19 protein-coding genes are annotated in these 20,910 nt (G+C 71.4%); 8 read left to right on the forward strand and 11 right to left on the reverse strand.

Annotated features, from left to right (window positions below; translation table 11 throughout):
• Positions 1–42: 42 nt before the first annotated feature.
• Together TA3x_RS19140 and TA3x_RS19145 are read right to left on the reverse strand one after the other, a co-directional pair.
• Positions 43–579, reverse strand: a complete 537-nt coding sequence (locus TA3x_RS19140; RefSeq protein ID WP_435016264.1) for a hypothetical protein — start codon at positions 577–579, stop codon at positions 43–45.
• A 172-nt stretch (positions 580–751) separates the two neighbouring features.
• On the reverse strand, positions 752–904 hold the full coding sequence (locus tag TA3x_RS19145; RefSeq protein ID WP_435016265.1) for a hypothetical protein: 153 nt from the start codon (positions 902–904) through the stop codon (positions 752–754).
• Between the two features lie 261 nt (positions 905–1,165).
• Here TA3x_RS19145 and TA3x_RS19150 point away from each other — a divergent pair, with 261 nt between their 5' ends.
• Positions 1,166–1,576: a hypothetical protein gene (locus TA3x_RS19150; RefSeq protein ID WP_435016266.1), complete on the forward strand. Its 411-nt coding sequence runs from the start codon at positions 1,166–1,168 to the stop codon at positions 1,574–1,576.
• Positions 1,577–1,596: 20 nt separating this feature from the next.
• Here the strand turns inward: TA3x_RS19150 and TA3x_RS19155 are convergent, their stop codons facing one another.
• Together TA3x_RS19155 and TA3x_RS19160 are read right to left on the reverse strand one after the other, a co-directional pair.
• Entirely contained in the window at positions 1,597–4,395 is a 2,799-nt protein-coding gene (locus TA3x_RS19155; protein WP_435016267.1) for a protein kinase domain-containing protein, read from the reverse strand.
• A complete protein-coding gene (locus tag TA3x_RS19160) occupies positions 4,392–5,003 on the reverse strand; it encodes an ECF-type sigma factor (RefSeq protein WP_435016268.1) in 612 nt (203 codons plus the stop codon). Before TA3x_RS19160 ends, TA3x_RS19155 begins: the two co-directional genes overlap by 4 nt.
• 215 nt (positions 5,004–5,218) lie before the next feature.
• Between TA3x_RS19160 and TA3x_RS19165 the strand changes: the two genes are divergently transcribed.
• From TA3x_RS19165 to TA3x_RS19190, 6 genes are all read left to right on the forward strand, one after another.
• On the forward strand, positions 5,219–5,638 hold the full coding sequence (locus TA3x_RS19165) for a hypothetical protein (RefSeq protein ID WP_435016269.1): 420 nt from the start codon (positions 5,219–5,221) through the stop codon (positions 5,636–5,638).
• Positions 5,639–6,097: 459 nt separating this feature from the next.
• Complete coding sequence (locus TA3x_RS19170; RefSeq protein ID WP_435016270.1) at positions 6,098–6,517, forward strand: VOC family protein; 420 nt, start codon at positions 6,098–6,100, stop codon at positions 6,515–6,517.
• Positions 6,518–6,631: 114 nt separating this feature from the next.
• On the forward strand, positions 6,632–7,024 hold the full coding sequence (locus tag TA3x_RS19175; protein WP_435016271.1) for an ester cyclase: 393 nt from the start codon (positions 6,632–6,634) through the stop codon (positions 7,022–7,024).
• A 118-nt stretch (positions 7,025–7,142) separates the two neighbouring features.
• Positions 7,143–7,454, forward strand: coding sequence for a plasmid stabilization protein (locus TA3x_RS19180; protein ID WP_435016272.1), 312 nt, complete (start codon positions 7,143–7,145; stop codon positions 7,452–7,454).
• Positions 7,455–7,508: 54 nt separating this feature from the next.
• Positions 7,509–8,744: a Gfo/Idh/MocA family protein gene (locus tag TA3x_RS19185; RefSeq protein ID WP_435016273.1), complete on the forward strand. Its 1,236-nt coding sequence runs from the start codon at positions 7,509–7,511 to the stop codon at positions 8,742–8,744.
• A 93-nt stretch (positions 8,745–8,837) separates the two neighbouring features.
• Complete coding sequence (locus tag TA3x_RS19190) at positions 8,838–9,251, forward strand: hypothetical protein (protein ID WP_435016274.1); 414 nt, start codon at positions 8,838–8,840, stop codon at positions 9,249–9,251.
• Between the two features lie 242 nt (positions 9,252–9,493).
• Here TA3x_RS19190 and TA3x_RS19195 read toward each other — a convergent pair whose 3' ends face one another.
• The 7 genes from TA3x_RS19195 to TA3x_RS19225 all read right to left on the reverse strand — a co-directional run bounded on the left by TA3x_RS19195 (position 9,494) and on the right by TA3x_RS19225 (position 19,107).
• Positions 9,494–11,506, reverse strand: coding sequence for a vWA domain-containing protein (locus TA3x_RS19195; RefSeq protein ID WP_435016275.1), 2,013 nt, complete (start codon positions 11,504–11,506; stop codon positions 9,494–9,496).
• A 133-nt stretch (positions 11,507–11,639) separates the two neighbouring features.
• The gene (locus tag TA3x_RS19200) at positions 11,640–12,290 is read right to left on the reverse strand and encodes a protein-L-isoaspartate(D-aspartate) O-methyltransferase (protein WP_435016276.1); all 651 of its coding nucleotides are present in this window, start codon (positions 12,288–12,290) and stop codon (positions 11,640–11,642) included.
• On the reverse strand, positions 12,274–14,031 hold the full coding sequence (recJ, locus tag TA3x_RS19205; RefSeq protein ID WP_435016277.1) for a single-stranded-DNA-specific exonuclease RecJ: 1,758 nt from the start codon (positions 14,029–14,031) through the stop codon (positions 12,274–12,276). Before recJ ends, TA3x_RS19200 begins: the two co-directional genes overlap by 17 nt.
• 54 nt (positions 14,032–14,085) lie before the next feature.
• Positions 14,086–15,612 carry a magnesium/cobalt transporter CorA gene (gene corA / locus TA3x_RS19210; protein ID WP_435016278.1) on the reverse strand — a complete coding sequence of 509 codons (1,527 nt, stop codon included), beginning with the start codon at positions 15,610–15,612 and terminating at the stop codon, positions 14,086–14,088.
• A gap of 25 nt (positions 15,613–15,637) precedes the next feature.
• A complete protein-coding gene (locus TA3x_RS19215) occupies positions 15,638–16,303 on the reverse strand; it encodes a glutamate synthase (protein ID WP_435016279.1) in 666 nt (221 codons plus the stop codon).
• Positions 16,287–17,786: a hypothetical protein gene (locus TA3x_RS19220; protein WP_435016280.1), complete on the reverse strand. Its 1,500-nt coding sequence runs from the start codon at positions 17,784–17,786 to the stop codon at positions 16,287–16,289. Before TA3x_RS19220 ends, TA3x_RS19215 begins: the two co-directional genes overlap by 17 nt.
• Before the next feature lie 406 nt (positions 17,787–18,192).
• Positions 18,193–19,107, reverse strand: a complete 915-nt coding sequence (locus tag TA3x_RS19225) for an alpha/beta hydrolase (RefSeq protein WP_435016281.1) — start codon at positions 19,105–19,107, stop codon at positions 18,193–18,195.
• A gap of 225 nt (positions 19,108–19,332) precedes the next feature.
• On the opposite strand from TA3x_RS19225, the gene TA3x_RS19230 reads away from it, so the two are divergent.
• Complete coding sequence (locus TA3x_RS19230) at positions 19,333–20,910, forward strand: hypothetical protein (RefSeq protein ID WP_435016282.1); 1,578 nt, start codon at positions 19,333–19,335, stop codon at positions 20,908–20,910.

Genomic DNA, 20,910 nt, shown 5'->3' on the forward strand with positions numbered 1-20,910 from the left:
CTCCGACCGTATCTCCAAACCGCCCGGGCCGCAAGCGGCGGGTCATCCGAGGACGATCCTCCTTCCCGGCTCCGCCGATCGGTAGACCCGGATCTCATGCTCCTCGTATTGCGACCGGATGCCGAGCGAGGCCGCCAGGGCCAGGACGTGATCCAACTCGTCGTCGAAACGGGCCGCCTCCGCGGGGAGCGGGTCGCCGACATCCACCTCGACGACCAGGCCTCGGAGGTCGGAGACGGCGTATTTCCTGGCCAGGCGACCGCCCCGGTAGTAGGCGAAGTCGTAGGAGCGGTCGTCTTCCCCGACCGAACCGGCGAAGACGTCGATCGTCCGGCCGAGTTCGGCGATGGTCGCCCAGGTCGTCGGCCGGTACCACAAGGTGTAGCCCCAGTCGTCGGCGAGCATGGTCCACTCGCCGTCGTCGGCCACGACGGCATAGTGGGAGCCCCGGGCGTCGGCCGAGTCGGTGTAGTCCCCGATCCCGAAGGTCGCGAGCAGGTCGGCGTCGGCCATCCGGGTGCGTAGGAAGATGTAGAACGGGGCGTACAACCGGCCGCGGACGAGATAGGGGGGCGGCATCGCTCGCTCCTGATGGTGGGATCCCGCCGGGCGCCCGCGGCGGACCCGGCTCGTGCCCCCGCCGGGCTCGCCCACGCTCGGCATGGGTCCGCGCCCGTTCCTGGGGCGATGAGGGGCGTTGCCCCGGGCGGTCGGGGGCGGATCGGGCACGGAAGGGGTCGATAGCGGGCGATCAGGCGGTGGGCTCGCGATCGTCGCGGGCCTCGCGGGCGCCGCGGCGCTCGGCCAGGTCGCGGGCCCGCTCCTCGGCCTTGCGCCTCGCCTTCTCGATCTGGATCGGCCTGCGCTCGCTCGGCCGCCGCTTCAGCGGGTTGTTGTTCGCCATGAGATCCTCCCCGTCGGCCCCGGGACATCCGCCTCCGGGCGATGGCCGCTCCTCCCACTCTGACCGGCCCGGCGGGCGGTGTCGATGGCCCGTCCCCCGTCAAATGCAAAGGCCCTCAATTGATCGGGGGGGAATTTCTTTGATGGGCCGGAGGTCATCTGTTATTCCGGTGAGTCCCGCCGTGGCGACCGGGATCTGGCCCCGGCTGGATCGCTCTTTCCCCCCATCCGACGTTCGCCCACGAGGCACAAGGAGCCTGAGATGGCACATGGTCCGGTCAAAATCATCCGAGATCAGCAGGGGAACCCGCTCAGGGCCTTCTTCGTCCTGATCATGAGGAAGAAGGGGGTTACCGATTTCATCGAGGATGATGAAAAGACGTGGATCGTCCTGCCATCGGGCGTCAAGCGGCAATTCAAGAACATCACGATCGTGGACAACTGGCCGGTGCCGAACCGGCCGAATCTCAGGGTCGTCCTGTGCCGGGGGCGGATCGGGGACATCATCCCCGCCAAGGCGGGAGACCCGGTCGTCCCCACCAAGGCGGGGGTCCCGGTGGTCACCGCGGGCGAGGTCGTGGTGACGCTCACGAACGACCCGCCGGGCTCAGATCCGATCATGACGGATACGATCACCATGGATGTGGCGCAAGACGACGAGGAACCCGAGTAAGGCCCGATCCGACGCGGGCATCACCGGGGCCCGGGCAGGCGGGCCAGGGCCTCCCGGTGTTCGGCGAGGGCCAGCCGATCGGCGGGGCTGGCGGGGTTCGCCCCCAGGGCGATGGCCTGGAGGGCGGCGGCCTGCGCCAGCAGGGACCGGGCCTCGTCGGACGCGTCGCGGGCGATCGCGAGGCGGCCCAGCTGGCCGAGGATGCGGCCCATGAGGCCGGAATGGACGGGGTGCCGCTCCGCCTTCGCGAGGAGCGGCCCGACGACCTCGCGGGCGCGCTCGGCATCGGCGCGGGCCTCCTCGGTACGCCCGCCGTCGGCCCGGGATCGGGACCGGGCCAGAAGCGCCTCGGCCCATCGGCCCTGGTAGTGGACGATGTCGCGGGAATCGGCGGCCAGCCGGGCGAGCTGGTCGACGGCCTCGTCCAGGTTCGCGACGGCCTCGAGATGCCCCGACCCCGCCCGGGCCCGGCCCAGTTCGAGATGGGCCACGGCCCGGGTGTAGAGCAGGTCGCGATCCTGGGGGGCCTGGGCCAGGAGGGCATCCGCCCGGCGGATGGCCTCGGTCAACGCCCGCTCGGCGTCGGTGGGCCGGCCCGCGGCCCGCAGCGCGGACCCGAGTTCCTCCAGGGTCATGGCCAGTTCCATCGGGTCGGTCCGCCCGGGCTTCGCCCCGTCGGCCAGCGCGGTGAGCAGGACCACGGCCTTCTCGCCGTCGCGGATCGCCCCGGCGTGATCGCCGATGTCGCGGCGGTAGGCGGCCCCGTTGTAGAGGGCCCGGGCCAGGGTCCGCCGATGGCCCTGGACGCCGGGATGCGCGGCGACGAGCCGCTCGGCCGCCTCGCGCGACCTCCGATAGAGGGGCCCGGCCTCGTCGAACGCCCCCGCCATCCGATGGCGTTCGGCCCCGTCCAGGCACGTCTCGGCCAGGTAGGTGAGGAGGCGCGGCTCCCCGGGATAGCGGGCGACGAGCCCATCCAGGAGTTTGATGGCGGTCGCGTAGATGGGGGCGGCCTCCTCGCGGCCGGTGAGCCGGAAGAGGTTGCCGAGCTCCCGGTAGGATTTGGCCAGCCCGAACCGCACGGCGGGGTCTTCGCCTTGCTGGTCGAGGAGCTTCCTGAGCAGGTCGCTCGCCTTGCCGGCGATCCGGAGCCGCATCGCCTCGGTCCCCGGCAGCTTCGGGAGGTCGGCGGCGGCGACCATGCGTAGGAGCCCGCCGTCGGGGCCGTCGTCGCCGATCGCGGCGATGGCCAGCTTCAGGCTGGCGTCGGCCTTCGACCGTTCGGACTGGGCCGACCCCCGGGCCGCGTCGGCCTGCCGCTTCGCGGCGATCAGCAGGCCGTTGGCCATCTCCGCCCGGCGTTTCTCCCGGTCGATCAGCGCGGCGGCGACGAGGGCGGTCGCCGAGGTCGCCATCAGCAGGGCGACGGCGACGGCGGCGGCCGTGCGATGATGCCGGAGCCAGCGGCCGGCGCGGACGAGCATCGATTCCGGGTGCGCCGAGACGGGCTCGTCGGCCAGCCAGCGTTCCACGTCCTCGCCCAGCGCGAGCGCCGATCCATAGCGGCCCTCCGGGCGCAGGGCCATGGCCTTCAGGCAGATCGATTCCAACGCCGGATCGACCCCCGGGCGGACCTGCCGGGGGGGCGGGAATCGCCCCTCGCGGACGATCGCGATGGCCTCGGCCTTCTTGCCGGAGGTCGGGACGCGGCCGGTCAGGAGGTAATAGAAGGTCGCGCCCAAGCCGTAGATGTCGCTGGGCCGGCCGATCGCCTCGACGTCGCCGGCCGCCTGCTCGGGCGACATGAAGGCCGGCGTCCCGCGGAGATCCCCGTCGGCGGTCGCCTCCACCTCGTCGCCCCACGCGGGGTGCGGCCACGCCGGGCCGGCCGGATCCGGCGAGGCCCCGCCGTCGACCCGCTTCGCCAGGCCCCAATCCAGGAGGATCGTCTCGCCGAACGGCCCGAGCTTGATGTTGCGCGGCTTGATGTCCCGGTGGATCACGCCCCGGCTGTGCGCGAAGGCCACGGCGTTGCAGACGTCGACGAAGTGCCGGAGCAGGCCGCGGAAGGCCAGGGCGTTGGCGCCGGGGCGGGCCGAACCCGCCGCGCGATGGTGATCGTCGATGGCCTCCTCGAACGTCGGGCCTTCGATGAACCGCATCGCATAGAACGGTCGGCCGTCCGAATAGCGGCCGAAGCCGTGCACCGAGATGATCCCCGGGTGCTCCAGCCCCCCGGTGATCAGGGCCTCGCGGACGAAATAGCCCCGGCTGATCGGGTCGTCGGCGCGATCGGCCTGGATCTCCTTCAGGGCGACCTGCCGGTCGAGCTCGGCATCCTGAGCCAAGTAGATCACGCCCAGCCCCCCCCTGGCGTGCTGGCGCAGGACGCGGAACCGCCTCCGGCCCGAGGCATGGCCCGGGCCGGGGTCCCGGTCGCCGGGGTCCGACCCCAGGACGGTGGAGGTCTCGCCGCCCCGGGGGAGGTCCCGGGTGGTCGAGTCGGACGGCTCGCCGGGGTCGGTCGCGGCCTCGCCGAAGGCGGCGAGGACGAGGTCCTCGTGCCCCGGGAAGCGGGCCCGATAGGTCTCCGGGTCGGGGCTCTCGTTGGCGGACCTGCGCAGCTCGATCTCGACCGACAGGAGGGCCCGGAGCAGCGCAGGGCGACGCTCCGGGGTCGCGTCCGCGAGGATCTGCTCGATCGAGGGGCGTCGCCCCGCGTGCCACGAGGCTTCGAAATCGTCGCAGATCGACACGACCTGCCTCAGGGTGGAGAGGTCGAGCCGTGCGGTCGGATCGGACGACTCGCGGCCCGTCATGCCGACGACTCCTGCTCCCACAGCTTGCGGATCATCTCCAGCTTGTAGGCGACGGTGCGGGGCGAACGTCCCAGACGCTCGCCGATCTGCTCGTTGGTGTAGCCCTCGAACTTCCAGATCGCGACCTGCCGCAATGACTCGTCCCCCAGGAGGTCGAGCAAGCGCCGGCATTGCTCCGCGACCTGCGCCGCGAACTCCGGGGTCGGCCCGTCGCCGATCATCGCGTCCAGGCCCGCCGCCCCGGGATCGCCCCCGTCCAGGGCCGCCTCGTCGAGCACCCGGCCCCCGCCGCGCTTCCCCCGGGCGGCGTGCTTGCGCAGGTTGATCGCCTTGCGCGCGGTCAGGGAGACGAGGAGCTTCCAGAGGTCATCGCGATCCGCCAGGATCGGGAACCGACCCTGCGACGCGGCGCGGCAGAAGCTGTCGAAGGCGCTCAACGCCACGTCTTCCTCGTCGGCCGCCAGCCCCCGGCCCCCGGCCAACTTGCCTCGCGCCAGGCGCACCAGGCGATCGAAATACTTCTCCCACAAGGGTTGCACGGCCGCATGGTCCCCCTCCTTGAGGTTGCCGAGCCAGAGGGAGACGGAGCCCAGCGGGTCGGAATCCATTCGATCGGCGCTCCCCGGGTTGATCTCGACCATATCCACCGCTCATTCGGGACCAGATTAGTCCACCCCAGGGCGCGGTGAAAGTCGACGGCCTCGAAGAAAAAGCCCGGCGGTCGTTGCACGCCCGACGCGCCGATGTTGGTGGTCTGATTGGAGGGTGGCATCAGTCGAGCCATCCGCAAGCCGAAGCGACCGCTGGCAAGGGGTTTTCTCTCATGTTCACCCACCGGAAGAAGGCGATCCAGGGGACGACCGCTGCCATCCGCAAGATGACCATTCGGCTGCTTGGCATGGCCGCGGCGGCCGGGGCGCTGGGCTGCCTGATGCCCGGAGAGGCCAGGGCCCAGTATCCCTATGGCGGGTTCGGCGGGCGGGGTGGGTATGGCGGCGGCTACGGGGGAGGCTACGGAGGCTACGGCGGTGGATACGGCGGCGGCTACGGGGGAGGATACGGCCGCCCGGTCTGGGGCGGCGGGACGATCTACAACCGGCCCGGCGACGGCCGCCCCCCGATCTACAACCGGCCCGGCGACGGCCTGCCCCCGATGCCGGCCCAGCGGCTGCCCAACGGCCAGTACATCGTCAACCGGCCCGGCGATGGTCGACCCCCGATGATCGTCGGTCGCCCCTGGTGAGGCCCCGGATCTCCCCGGCCCGACGGCTCCGACCCCTCGGACCGTCCTCGCGTCGGCATCCGTCGCGGGCCGGGGGAATGATCCGGCTCGCCAGCACGAAACAGGCCAGGTCCCGGGGCATTCACCCCCCCGATGCTCCGGGACCTCAAGCCTCGTCCATCGGCCTGGGCCACAGGGCCGTCCCCCCGGGCTCGGAGCGCTCCGGGTTCGGGCGGCGGCCCGATGGCCCAGGCCGATCGGGACACGCATCGGGGTCGACGTTGCCCCCGATGCGTGTCGTTTCTTTCGAATCGCCGGGATGGGATCCGCACCCGGCGGGGCCTCGCATCCCCCACGCCTGCAGCGTCCGGGCGGAGATCTTGACCTTCGCCGTCGGATCGATGAAAGTTCTCCGCAGAGGCGCTTTCGACCGCCCGATCGCGTCGCCCCCGTCCCACGACCAGCCCGCGAGGACCCGGCATGAAGCCGCGATTGAGCGTGATTACCCTCGCCGTGGACGACCTGGAGCGGGCCCTGCGGTTCTATCGCGACGGCCTCGGGCTCCGGACGCCGGGGATCATCGGGCAGGAGTTCGAGTCCGGGGCGGTGGCCTTCTTCGACCTCCAGCCCGGCCTGAAGCTGGCGATCTGGCCTCGGGAGAGCCTGGCCCGCGACTCGGGCCTGCCGCCGGCCGGGCCCGGCTCCGGGTTCACGCTCGGCCACAACGTCGCCTCGCCGGGGGAGGTCGACGCCGTCATGGCGCAAGCGGAGGGGGCCGGAGGGGTCGTCGTCAAGGCCGCCCGGGAGACGTTCTGGGGCGGCTACGCCGGCTATTTCCGGGACCCGGACGGGCACCTGTGGGAAGTCGTCTGGAATCCGGCGATGATGCCGGAGGAGTGACCCCGGCCGGGGGGATCGGGCCGAGGCCGGGCCCCGCCAACCGCCCCATCCCGGGGCCATCCCGGCCCACGCGGGGCGCACCATGTCGGCCACCGGACCACCGGGGAGGACGCGATGACCGGATCGGGCGACGAGACCTTCTACCGCCGCTACATCGGCCGCCTGAACGACCGCCGCATCGGAGAACTCGGCGAGTTCGTCCACGAGGAGCTGACCTACAACGGTCGGCCGATGACCCGGGTCGACTATCAGGCCCTGATCGCCGACAGCATCGCCGCGATCCCCGACCTCTTCTTCGACATCCGCCTGCTGGTCGTCGAAGGGGACCGGATCGCCTGCCGGCTGCACTTCGATTGCACGCCCCGGGGCGAGTTCCTCGGCCTGCGTCCCACCGGCAAGCCGGTCTCGTTCGCGGAGCACGTCTTCTACCGGCTCCGGGACGGCAAGATCTGCGAGGTGTGGTCCCTGATCGACCGGGCCGCCATCGAGCGCCAGTTGGCCACCTGATCGCCGGCCGGCCCGACAGGACCGCGCGGGTGGGGCACGCCGCGCCATCGGCATCCCATTTGCTATCGCTCATGGGTAGGTCATCCACCAACGTCGGCACCGATCCGGGAGGCTTCCCATGCCCCGCGGCGACAAGTCTGCGTACACCGACAAGCAGAAACGCAAGGCCGAGCACATCGCCGAGAGCTACGAGCAGAGGGGCACCCCGGAGAAGGAGGCCGAGGCCCGCGCCTGGGCCACGGTCAACAAGGAGTCCGGCGGCGGCAACAAGTCCGGCAGCGGCCGGGGCAAGCCGGACACCCACGTTTCCAGCGAGAAGGGCGGGGCAAAGGGGGGCAAGGCCTCGGCGGCACGCACCCCGGAGCAGCGCTCCGCCTCCGCGAAGAAGGCCGCCGCGACCCGCGCCCGGAACAAGGCCGCCAAGGGCTGAGGGCCGATCCCCCGACCGCTTCCGCCCCGCACCGCGAACCACGATGAGGCAGGCATGAACGACGCACCGAAGGCCGACGGCACCCGCCGCGAATTCCTGGCGGCCGGGGCCGCGCTGGCCCTGGCGGGGCAGTCCCCCGACCGGCCGCCGGCCCCGGTCGAACTGCCGACCATGAAGGCGAAGACCGAGCCGTCGTCCGGCCCGCCGCCGGCCCCGGTCTCGCCCGACAAGCGGCTGGGTTTCGCCATCGTCGGCCTCGGAGAGTTGGCGCTGGGCGAGGTCCTGCCGGCGTTCGGCCAGTGCAAGTATGCCCGGCCGACGGCCCTGGTCAGCGGCGACCGCTCCAAGGCGGAGAAGGTCGCCGACCAGTACGGCATCGGCCGCGACCACCTCTACGACTACCAGTCGTTCGACCGCCTGGCCGACGACCCGTCGGTGGACGTGGTCTACATCATCCTGCCCAACAGCATGCACCTGGAGTACACCGTCCGATCGGCCAAGGCCGGCAAGCACGTCCTGTGCGAGAAGCCGATGGCCAACACCGTGGGCGAGTGCGAGGCGATGATCGCCGCCTGCGACCAGGCCAAGAAACTGCTGATGATCGCCTATCGCTGCCAGTACGACCCGTTCAACCGCGAGGCGATCCGCCTGGCCCGCTCGGGCGAGTTCGGCCCGATCCGGCTGATCGAGGCGTCCAACGGCCAGAACCAGGGGCCGGTCGACCAGTGGCGGCACAAGAAGGCTTTGGCCGGCGGCGGGTCGCTGCCCGACGTCGGGATCTACTGCCTGAACGCGGCCCGCTACCTCACCGGCGAGGAACCGGTGCAGGTCACCGCCCAGATCGTCTCCGACCCCTCCGACCCCCGGTTCAAGGAGGTCGAGGACCGGGTCAGCTTCCAGCTCAAGTTCCCCTCGGGCGTCCTGGCGACCTGCCAGACGTTCTACTCGGCCCACGAGTCCCGCCGCTGCCGCATCCTGGCCGAGCGGGGCTGGATCGACCTCGACCCCGCCTTCGCCTACCACGGCCTCAAGCTCAAGACCTCATCGGTCCGCGACAAGGTCGAGCAGACCACCGAGATCAAGCTGCCCGAGAAGAACCAGTTCGCCCTGGAGATGGACCACATGGCCCGCCGGGTCGCCCAGGGCATCACCCCCCACACCCCGGGCCAGGAGGGCCTCCAGGACATGCGGATCATCGAGGCCATCTACCGCGCCGCCGGCCACGGTCACCCCGTCAATCTCCCCCCCGTCCCCGGCAAGGACACCACCCGGGGGCCGGCCCCCGAATGAGATGCTGAATTCAGGATCGGCGGCGAAATAACTTCCCCGGCTTCTTGCTGAAACGTCACAATCCTGAGTTGGGCAAACCGGGAGTTTTCGGCCATGAGACTGGCGACAGAGGAGAGTCTAGCCGAGAAGGCATCGGCATTAAATGCCGCAATTTCCCCTCTGCCTCGGCATTACAACTTGGCTCTGCTCGACGAGCCGGTCTCTGGCCGAGCGCTGAAGTTCTACCTCGTGTTGACCGAATTGCCCCTGCTGATCACAGACCTGGGACTCACGGCCGAGGAGGTGTTCTGGAGCAGATACTATTGGTTCCGGCGGTTCGCCAGGCTGCGAGAGGCAATCAACGGTCGGGATGTCGGTCTAGAGCAGCAGGCATTTCAGATTCTTGAGCACCCCGACCCGCCCTGCGACCCGGACTGGTTGGAGTTGGAGTCCATCGAGGCCATGGCAGAGCGAGACGTGGCGGCCCAACTCGGCACCATGCCGGACGGGACGACTGGCCTGCTTTGATCCCTCCCGTATTGCCAATATCGGCAGGGTGGCAGGTGTTGACCGTAACCCGGCCACTCCGGATGCTCGATCCGGCCATCGTCGGAGGATCAGCCAAGCCCCGGAGTTGCCGGGTTATGGTCAACACCTGCCACCCTCGGAGGCGTCGGGTCTTGTCGGCAAGTCGGGCCACGAAGTGACCGGGTGCCGATGGCTCAAAAGCCTTGGAACCAAGAGCTTGAACTCGATCAGGGCCGGCCCGGCTAGAAGTCGATCGCCGCATAGGGGACGAGGGCCATGCCGTCGACGGTGCGGCGGGGGGTGGTCCAGTCGTCGTCGTCGTGGCGGCGTGAGAGGGTGAGCAGGCCGGCGCGGAGCTTGGCCTCCAGGGCGGCGAGGGCGAGGGGATCGGCGGAGCGGAGGTCGCCCCCGGCGCGGCCGAGCAGGCTGTCGGGGCGGGCCGGGGGGAGTTCCTGGCGGCGGCGGAGGTGGTCGGCCGGGGAGACGCGGCCCCGGTCGGCGTCCAGGAACGAGGTCTCGCCGGTCGCGGCGGCGGTGCCGATCGGCAGGAGGTCGGACAGCCCACGGGCGTAGCCGGTGGCCGCCTGCTGGAGCCGGGCCAGCTCGTCGATCAGGGCGGTCAGCTCGTCGCGGGTCATGAGCATCCCGACCTCGACCAGGGGCCGGCCGCCGGCCTTCTCGGCGATCCAGCCGCGACGGACCGACGGGGCCTTGCGGCCGTCGTGGCGGGGGTCGGGTCGGGCGGGGGCCCGGGGCTCGTCGGCGCGGTGGAGGTCGACCAGGATCGGGGCGACCCGGTCGAGCGTCAGCCCTCGCGAGTCGACGTACTCGCGCAACCGCCCCTCGGCCTCCGCCTCCGCCATCGCGGCGAGCGTCCGAGCCCGGTCGATCCGGTCGTCGATCAGGGTCTGAAGGCGATCGACCAGGAGGTTCCCGCCATCGCTCAACTCCAACGTCAGAGGGGGAATCGGCCCGGCGTACCCGGTGGCCTTGTCCAGGGGGCGATACGACTCGTCGGCCAGGGTTTGCCACTGGGCGCGGTAGCGGGCCACCTCGTCGCGCGACAGGGTGCCGGGTCGGTCGATGGCCACGGTGGCGATCGAGATCCCGGCCGCCTTGGCCCGCGCGGCCAGGGCCCTGGCCCGGTCGAGGTCGCGGGCGTGGTCGGGGGCGTCCCCCAGGAGGACCAGCAGCTTGGTCGCGAACTGGCCCATCCTCCCGCCCGGCCAGTCGACATGCCCATCGCCGGGCAGGGCCAGGTCGACCCCGTCCAGCACGGATTCCGAAACGGACCCATCCCCCCGGGTGGCGGCGTTGATCCGGCCCAGGGCTTCCAGGAACCCCCGAGGGTCCATGAACCGGCTGGCCACCCGGGCCCGGAAGCCATAGCGGGGGTCGGCGTCGCGATACTCGACCAGGGCCAGCCGGAGCTGGATGTCGCCGTGGCGTTCGCTCGCGGATCGGGCCAGGTCGCCGGCCAGGCGGCGGGCGGCGTCGATCGTCGCCTGCATGGATTTGGTGGTGTCGATGGCGAAGGCGACGTAGACCGACCGCAGCGCCGGGCGGAGGTCGGGCGGGGGCTCGGCGGCCCTCTGGGGCGGCGGGGCCTGGTCGCGGACCAGGCTGGCGACCTCGAACAGGGTGTGGCCCCCGTCGGCCTGCGTTTCCAGGATCGGGAAGCCCAGGGTCGGCCCGACGCCGTCGCCCGGCGATCCGGCCCCGTCGGACTCCTCCCCCTCGGTCGGGCAGCCGCCCGGGTGGCGGGGGCAGGGGCGATTTGCCAGGGAGACGGCCAGGCAGTCCCGCTCCCGGTAGATCACCAGGGCCGGCCGCCCGGCGCGGGGCGTGGGCCGGGCCATCAAGCGGGTGTCCCACTCCAGGGCCGACCCCGCCGGGATCCACCCCTGGGGGCCCCCGTCGCGGGTGCCGACCCGGAACGACCCGGCTTTCTCCCCGAACACGTACCGGATCGCGAAGTAGTCCAGCGGCGGCCCGACGGCCGGCCCGGTCCCGCCCGGATCGGCCCGGCAGGTGACCGCCAGATCCTTGACCAGCACCTTGCGCCGCAGCCCCCCCGGCGTGCGGAGGATGCCGTCATCGGGAGGGGGAGGCACCTCGGGAGGACGGGCCGGGGCGGCCGCGACCACGGCCGGCGCAGGGGCTTCCGGAGTCGTCCGCCCCCGGCCCAGCCCGAAGGCGACGGCCCCGACCATCAGGGCCAGGTAGAAGACCGGCATCCGGTAGAGTGCGGGCATCGGATCCGGCCCCTCCCGCCCGCTCGCGAGTCGCGCCCCATGACATCCCCCCTCCCATGCTATGCGACCGGCGATGGGATCGACAACGCGGGCCTGCACGCCTCGCCGGGAAGGCCGCGGCGTGGCCGACGGATCAGGGCGTCTCGGACCAGCCCTGCTCGCCGATCAGCTTGACGAAGCGGCAGGACATCTCGCGCCGCTCGACCGGCTGGCCGGCCTGCTTGCGGATCACCGAGAGATGCTGGACCTCGTCGCCGCCGAGGGGGGCGACCAGGATGCCCCCCTCGGCGAGCTGGTCGAACAGGGGGCGGGGCAGGGCCGGGGCGCCGGCGGTGACCAGGATGCGGTCGTAGGGGGCATGCTCGGGCCAGCCCAGGGTCCCGTCCCCCATCAGGTAGCGGACGTTGGTCACGCCGAAGCCTTCCAGCACCCCACGGGCCCGGAGCGACAGGTCCCGCTGGCGTTCGACCGTGTAGACCATCCGGGCCATGAGGGACAGGATGGCCGTCTGGTAGCCGCTGCCCGTGCCGATCTCCAGCACGCGGTCTTCCGGGCGGACATCCAGCAGCGCGGTCATCGCGGCGACCATGTACGGCTGGCTGATCGTCTGCCCCTGGCCGATCGGGACGGCGGCGTCTTCCAGGGCCTGGGAGCGGACTTCTGGCGGGAGGAATCGGGGGCGGGGGACCCTGCGGATGGCGGCCAGGGTCCGGGCGTCGTCGATCCCTTTCTCCTGCACCTGGCGTGCGATGAACTCGCCGGATGGCTCACGCGGACTGGGCATGCTCGGCACCGTCGACCCGGAAATCCTTCAGCTCGAGCTGGACCTCGCGGCGGCCATTCCACTCGTTCACCGAAGGATGGAATGCAATCGCACAGGGTGTGCCATTCCGGAGGACCTTGGCCCGCTCGGCCATCCGCCAGCCGATCGCCCCCAGGGTCGTGTTGCCCTGGGCGATGCGGATCCGGACGTGGTCCTGCCGCTCCCCCATCGTCCGGGGCTCGCCGATCACCTTGACGTTGTTGGCCACCAGCAGCGGCCGGGGATTGCCGATCCCGTGCGGCTCCAGGGCCTCGATCGACTCGACCACCTTGAGCGTCAGCGTCCCCAGGGGGACCTCGGCGTCGATGTTCAGCGTCTTCTGCAACTGCTCGGCCGACAGGGCCTGGCGGCAATGGGCTTCGAATTGCTCGGCGAAAGCCTCGAAATGGGCAATGGGCAGCTTGATGCCCGCCGCAGCGGAATGGCCGCCGAACCCGGTCAGCCGTTCGGAGCAGGCGTGGATGGCGTCGTAGAGGTTGAACCCGGAGACCGACCGCGCCGAGCCCTGTCCCATCTCCGGCCCCAGGGCCACGATGATGGCGGGGCGGTGGTAGGCCTCGGCCAGCCGGCTGGCGACGATGCCGATCACCCCGGGGTGCCAGGTCGGTCGGCCCAGGACGATGGCGCCCCGGCCGTTGAGCCCGCCCTGGGCGTCGATGATCGCGTGGGCCTCCTCGACGATCGCCCGCTCGACCTGCTGGCGGCGGGCGTTGCACTCGTCGAGAGCCACGGCCAGCTCGCGGGCGCGGTCGGCGTCGTCGGTGGTCAGCATCTCGACGGCGTGCATGGCCCGTTCCAGGCGGCCGGCGGCGTTGATCCTCGGGGCCAGGCCGAAGCCGATCGTCGAGGTGGTCAGGGCCTTCTTGCCCACCACGCCGGAGATCTCCATCAGGGCCTTCAGCCCCTCGCTGGCCGTCTTGGCCAGGCCGGAGAGGCCGTGGTGGATCAGGATCCGGTTCTCGCCGTGGACCGGCATCACGTCGGCGACCGTGGCCATCGCCACCAGGCCGATCGAGCGGATGAGGAAGTCGCGGAGGTGCGGCGACGCCTTCTTGCCGTCGCCGAACCCCTTGCAGATCTGCCACGCCAGCTTGAACGCCACGGCGCAGCCGCACAGCTCGCCGAACGGATACGACCCGCCCGGCAGGCGGGGATGGACCAGCACGTCGGGCTCGGGCAGGGCGGGGCCGATCGTGTGGTGGTCGGTGATGATCAGGCCCAGCCCAAGCTCCCGCGCCAGCCGGGTTTCGGCCACGGCCGAGATCCCGCAGTCGACGGTCACCACCAGCGCGCCCGGGGACATCTCGGCGATCTTCCGGAGGGCGTCGGCGTTGATGCCGTACCCCTCCTCGACCCGGTGCGGGATGTAGTAGCGGACGTCGTGCGACCCCGCCAGGCGGAGGCAGTCCCAGAGGATGCTCGTGCCGCAGACGCCGTCGACGTCGTAGTCCCCGTAGATCACGATCCGCCGCCGGTCCCGCACCGCCTTGACGATCGCGTCGGCGGCCTCGACCACGCCGGGGAGGCTTTCCGGGTCGTGGAGCCCGACCAGCCGGGTGTCGAAGAACGAGGCCGCCCCGGCGCCGTCGGCGACGCCCCGGTTCAGGAGGAGCTGCGCGATCAGGGGGGGGATGGACGCCTCCCGGCTCAGCGAGGCGACGCGATCGGCGTCGAACGGCCGCAACCTCCATCGGGTCGTCATGGTGGTCATGCCTCGGGCGGCGACAGCGGGAGCGATCTGTATCATCTTATCCCATCAGAACCAGCCGCGTCGCCTGGCGATCAGTGCGATCCCGAACGGCGTGGCGAGCATGATCGCCATGGTGCCCCAGAACAACATCGCCCTGGGCAGCGGGGGGGAGGTGAACTCCAGGGTCTGCCCGAAGAAGTTCATCCCGAAGAACCCCACCAGGAACGTCATCGGCAGGAACATGACCGTGACCAGAGTCAAAGCCTTCATGACGTCGTTGGTCCGGTTGGAGACCACCGACAGGTAGGTGTCCAGCGCCCCGGAGATCAGGTCGCGCAGGTTCTCGGCGATGTCGTGGATCCGCACCAGGTGATCATACACGTCCCGGAAATAGACCCGGTTCTCGCCGGGGATCACCGCGTAGGTGTCGCGGGCCAGGCGGTTGATCGCCTCGCGGAACGGCAGGAGGATCCGCTGGACCCGCAGGGCCCCGCGCTTGATCTCCTGGATCTTCTGGAGGGTGGAGGAGTCCGGGTCGTCGAAGATCTCGTCCTGGATGTCGTCGATGGCGGTGTCCAGGTGCTCCATCGCGAACAGGAAGTCGTCGACGATCACGTCCAGCAGCCGGTAGAGCAGGTGCGAGACGCCGTGGCGGAGCCGCCCGTCGGGCTCGCGCTCGATGTTCTGGCGCTGGCGGTCCAGGACCGGGGCCGGCTCGTTGTGGTAGGTGACCAGGTAGTTCGGGCCGAGGAAGATGTCCAGTTCGTGGAGCCGGAGCGAGTCGTCCTCGGGGTCGAAGTCGATGGTGCCGGCGACCAGGTAGAGGTACTGGCCCCAGTCGTCGACCCGGGGGACGTGGGTGTCCTTGAGGGCGTCCTCGATGGCCAGCGGGTGGAACCGGAACACGTCCCGGAGCATCGCCTCGACATGGACCGCGCAGCCCGAGTCCAGCCCCTCGATGTCGATCCAGGCCGTCCCGCCGGCATCGGCCACCGCCTGGGCCACCTTCGCCGTCGGCCAGTCGAGGTGGATCGTCCCCGCCCCGTCGCGATAGATGATCCGGATGGTCGGCTCGACCCCGCCGGAGGGGGGCTCGGATCCCCCGTCCGGGGCCGTCCCGGCCGATCCGCCCTGGCCCGACCGCTTCCGCCTCCGCCCGGCCCGGCGCCGGCCGGCCGCGCGGATCGACTCCTCGAACAGGTCGATCCGGACCGGCGGGCCGGGTACGGCCGGGATCGTCCGGCGGACCGGCGAGTTGTAGGTGCGGAACAGGGCCGGGTCCACCACGCCCGGGGCGATCCGGGCCCCCCGCAGGTCGAGCCGCTCGAACCGGATCAGGACCCGGCCGACCGGGACCTTCTCGGCCACGAACGTCCCATCGCCGGCCAGGCGGGCAACACGGGGGTTGCCCGGCGTCCCCTCGACCGGCAGGAACTCGATCCAGCCGCCGGCCACCGGGCTCGGCCCGGCCACGACCACGCCGCGGACGGTGGTCGTCGGCAGCCGCTCCGGGCCCAGCTCCTCGCGGCATCCGGCCAGGGCCAACCCGAGCACCGCGGCCAGGGCCGGCATCAGACGCGCTCGCGCGAGCATCCATCCTCCTCGTCTCGTCGCCCGATCAACCGTCCGAGGCCGCCGGGCCGGGCCACTCCGGGGCCAGGTCCAGCACCTCATCCCACGCGGCCCGATCCTCCGGGCCGGCCCCCGCATCCAGGGGCAGTTCGATCCGCCGGCCGCCCCGCTGGCCGCGCCCGGCATGGGGCCCGACCCGGCCGCCGACGAGGAACAGCCGACCTCCCGACTGGCGTTCGCCGGCCAGGCGTCCGACCGGCCCCAGGGCGGCGAACGTCCCGCCCGCCTGATCCAGCCCGGCGCGATGGCCGATCGGGCCGAGGATGACCAGCAGGCCGCCCCCCTGCCCGTACCCGGCCGAGTCGCCGGCCCCGTCCCGGAACAGGACCCGGCCGGCCTTCAGGCCCCGCCCGGCCCCGTCGGCGGCGCGGCCGGAGCAGCGGACGACCAGCCCCGGGGCGTCGAGGTCGGCGGCGCACTCCGGGCCGGGCCGGCCATCCAGCTCGACCACGGCCTCCCAGGATCCGACCAGCCCCGCGATCAGGAGACGCTGGCCTTCCACCCCTTCGAGGCGGACGCGCCGATGCCCGGCGTCGAGCAGTCCGACCAGCTCGGCGTTGATCCGCTGGTAATCGCGGATCTCCGGGATCAGCAGGACGGGGACGGCCGGAGGGGTTCGGTCCCCCCCGGGCCGGTCAAGGTGCCTTGGCACCGGCCACTTGAGCGGGGGGGGCGGGGAATTCCGGGCCGTCCGGCGGGACGAGCCTGCGATCCTTGGGCGGCTTGGTCGCGAGGAACTCGCGGAGTTCCTTGACCCGCTCGGCCAGCTTGTCCCGCTGCCCCTTCTGGTCGGCGCCGCCGGACCGGAGCAGGTCGACGGCCTGCTTGGCTTCCGCCTGGATCCGGTCGCTCAGCTCCTTGAAATAGGAAGACTGGGCCCGGGCGTCGGGGTGGGTCATCTGGGGCAATCCGGCCTCCTTGACGCCGGGCTCGCCGCCGATCGCGCCGAAGGTCTGGAACAGGAGGAAGCCGGTCAGCAGGGCGGCCTCGTCGGAGCGGTTGGTGAAGTCGTCCGCGTTGCGGTCGTACTCGGCGACGATCCGGTCGCCGAGGTCGGCGGCCAGCCGGCCGATGGCGTCGCCCAGCAGGGCGAAGTTGTAGCCCCGGACGGTCGTCGGGACCGTCATCCAGCCCAGCGCCCGGGCGGCCCAGGCCCGGACCTCGGGGCGCCCCTCGGGGTCGATCAGGTAGGGCATCACGACCGAGGCGGCGTCGATCCGGCCCCGGGAGGTGGTGCTGACGGCGGTCCGCAGCGAGGCCATCGCCTCCAACGCCCGCATCTGGACCGGCCAGGGCATCGTCTTGGCGTCGCCGGCCAGGAACTTGGTCAACGCCTCGACGGCCTGGGTCGTCTTGGTGGCGTCCAGGACCGCCTTGCCATCCTTGGTGGCGGCGGTCAGGCCGCGGGCGGCCCACTGCTTGACCCACATCACCTGATCCGGGTTGTTGATCTGGTTGATGTAGAGGTCCAGATCTTTGGGCACGCTGCTGCCGACCATCCCCAGGACGATCACCGCCTCGATGCGGGCGATCAGGTTGTTGTCCAGCAGCTTGATGAACGACGAGTCGAAGAGCTGGCGGGCGTAGATCCCCAGGAAGTTGCCGGGGTTGTTGTTCGCCTGGGCGACGGTGATCGGCGTGATCAGGTCGGTGACCGCCCGGTCGATGGCGCGGACCGCGTTGGCCGGGGTGTTGGGCTGCGGGTTGATGAACGCGTTCAGGTTGTCCTTCTTGGACAGCTCGGCCGCGAAGTACTCGACATACCGCTTGATCAGGTCGGGGTTGGGGGCGATGGAGCCGGCCGCCATGTTCCTGATGGTGTCGCGATCGTTGGGATTGCCCATGACCCTGAGCGAGGGCGAGGGATAGGGCAGGGGGTTGAAGATGGCCAGCGCCTGCTTCGACCTGGGATCCTGGAAGATCTCCTGCGGCGGCCGGGCCGGCTTGTCGCCGTTCGCCGCGGGAGGCGCCTCGTCGGGCGGCTTCGCGTCGGCCGCGGCCTTGGCGGCATCGGGGTTCGGCACGGGTCGCCCGTCCTGCGCGGGGACGGACGAGGTCATCGCGGTGGCCAAGGCGAGCCAGAGCCACACCAACGACCATCCCCGCGGCATCTTCGGGGCGAGCACCTGGATCATGTTCGCTGACCTTTTGGTTTGATCCCCGACGCCGGAATCCAAGGCGGACGGATTGATCGTGGGTCGAGTCGGCCGGCTCGGGCGGACGCCCGGGGCCGTGATCGAAAGACAAGACGAGACTCGGGTTCCGATGACGCCCGACCGATCGTCCCCGTGGCTCGCGAGGTCCCGACGATGGCGTCGATGCCCCCGGCCAGGACCGGGGAGAATCCCTGTTCAAGTTAACCCGTGCCCGGACCCCTGTCAAGTTTGCGGGCCAATTGCCAGGCCCCCTCAGCTTCGCCAGGTTGAAGTGGTTGCGCGCGGGCGACCCTCCTCCTCCCGGCGGGCCTTGGGTTCGTTTTGGACGCCCGGAGCCGGCCTGCGGTTCCCGGAACCTGCGAGATCCCGGGAATGCGTCCGACCCTCATTTCCCCGGCGTCGGCATGAGCTTCTGGTGGCGGAGCCATTCTTCGCACCGTCGCGGCCAGGACGAGCTGGGATCGTCCCTGGGACGCAGGCCGTAGCCGTGGCCCCCGGTGGCATAGATGTGAAGTTCGGCGGGGACCTTGGACCGCTTCAGGGCCAGGTAGAGATGGGCCGCGTTCTCGGGCCCGACCGGGTCGTCGTTGGACATGGCGATGAACATCGGCGGGGTCGCTTCCGTGACGGCGATCTCCCGGGCAATCTCGGTCTCCCCGCGCTTGTAGATCCCGCCCGGGTAGATCACCACGGCGAAGTCGGGCCGGCAGCTCGCCCGGTCGGAGTCGTCCACGGCCTCGTAGGCGCGATGGTCGGGCTGGGTGGAGGCCCAGGCCGCCAGGTGGCCGCCCGCCGAGAAGCCGAGGATGCCGATCCGCTTGGCATCGATCCCCCACTCGGCCGCATGGGCGCGGGTCAGGCTCAGGGCCCTCTGGGCGTCCATCAGGGCCTGGACCGGCTGCTCCCCCTTCGGGGTGCCGGGGCGGCGGGGCACCCGGTACTTGAGCAGCACGGCGGTCACCCCGATCTCGTTGAGCCAGCGGGCGACCTGCTCGCCTTCGTGGTCCCAGGCCAGGTTGTTGTAGCCCCCGCCGGGGCAGATCACCATCGCCAGTTCGTTGGCCTTGTCGGGCCCGGGCCGGCGGACCGTGATCGTCGGCTTGCTGACGTTGGTCAGCGATGTGATGGTGCCGTCGGCCCGGGTCGTGGCCTTCTCCGGGTCGATCGGGGCGTCATCGCCGGGGGGCGACTTGGGCCAGATCTCCATCGTCGTCGGCGCCGGGGGCTCGGCGGCCGGCGCGGGGATCGCGGGGGCGGTCGCCAGCAGGATTCCCAGCGCGATCGCGGCGGACGTCCGCATGGTCGGCAATCTCCTCGGTGCGGGTGGATCGGATGGCGGAGCATACGACACCGGCGAAGGTGCTGTCGATCGGGTCCCCGCCTCCCGTCGAGGGATCGGTCCGATCGAAACCCGGTTCGGCGTCAACATCCGGGGCGGAAGCGTCGATCTTAGACAACGTCCCGCCAGACCCGCGGCGCGCGGAGCGTCCCGCCCAGGAGGGATCGTCGGAAGGAGTCCCGCTCGATGGAACGATCCCGCCGGTTGCGGATCGCCGCTGCGATCTGGCTGATCCCGCTCGCCATCACGTGTCCGGGGCGGGCCGCCGACGTGCCCGCCGGGCCCGCCACGAGGCTGCCCGCGCTCGCCGTGACCGGGCGGGACGAGGGGGCGAAGCTGGCCCCGGCCCCGCTGGAGCCGGACGACGTCCCGCTGCCGATCAACCTGGCCACGGCCCTGCGGCTGTCCGACGCCCGGCCCCTGATGGTGGCGGCCGCCGAGGCGAGCGTGTGGGTGGCCGAGGCCCAGCTCAAGCGGGCCCGCGTCCTGTGGGTGCCCCGGCTCAACATCGGGGCCGACTACATCCGCCACGACGGCGGCGGGCCGGACTTCAACAAGGGCATCCTCACCGCCCCCAGCGTCAACTTCTTCTACGCCGGCGCGGGGATGTGGCAGAACGTCGCCCTGACCGACGCGATCTTCGAGCCGCTCGCGGCCCGGCAGACGCTCAAGGCCCGCCACGCCGACGTCCAGGCGTCCAAGAACAACGCCCTGATGGACACCGCCGACGCCTACTTCCGGGTCCACATGGCGCGGGGGTCGTATGCCGGTGCGTTGTACGCGGCCAACCGGGGGCGCGACCTGGTGGACCGGGTCGACCGGCTGGCCGGCGACCTCGCCCCGGCCGACGAGGCGCAGCGGGCCCGCAACATGCTGGCCACCCTGGAGCAGCAGGCGACCTCGGCTCGCGAGGCGTGGCGGGTGGGCAGCGCGGACCTGACGCAGGTCTTGCGGCTGGACCCGCGGGCGGTGGTGGTGCCGCTGGAGGACGACCACCTGCAGGTGACGCTGATCGACCCGGCCAAGTCGCTGGACGAGCTGATCCCGATCGGCCTGACCAATCGACCGGAACTGGCCGCCAACCAGGCGCTGGTGCAGGCCACCCTGGCCCGCCTGCGGCGCGAGAAGATGCGGCCGCTGTTGCCGAGCGTCCTGATCAACGGGTTCCAGACCCCGGGCGAGCAGATCCAGGCGGGCATCTTCGGCATCGGCCCGAATAGCAGCATGAACCAGTGGTCGGGCCGCGTCGACCTCAGCTATCAGGCGATCTGGGAGCTGGAGGCGTTCGGCATCGGCAACGCCGCCCGGATCAAGGAGCAGCGGGGCGAGCAGTCGCGGGCGATCATCGAACTGTTCATGGTCCAGGACCGGGTCGCGGCGGACGTGACCCGCAACCAGGCGCGGCTCCAGTCGGCGGCGGCGCGGGTGGGCCAGGCCGACCGGGCCCTGCGGGCGGCGGTGACGACCTTCGAGGGGAACTTCGCCGGTCTCCAGCAGACGCAGCGGTTCGGCGACGTGCTGGTGCTGGTCAACCGGCCCCAGGAGGCGGTTTTCGCCCTGATGCAGCTGAAGACGGCCCTGGACAACTACTTCATGACCGTGGGCGAGTACAACCGGGCCCAGTTCCGCACCTTCCACGCGCTGGGCTACCCGGCCGGGGAGCTGGCCAACCTCCGCCCGCCCGGCGAGGTGGGGCCGGTGGACGTGTCGCGCCCGGCCTACCTGCCGCCGGTCGGGAATGGACCTCCTCCCGCGACCCGCTGA

Source organism: Tundrisphaera macrotermitis, from assembly GCF_051175315.1.
GTDB lineage: Bacteria > Planctomycetota > Planctomycetia > Isosphaerales > Isosphaeraceae > Tundrisphaera.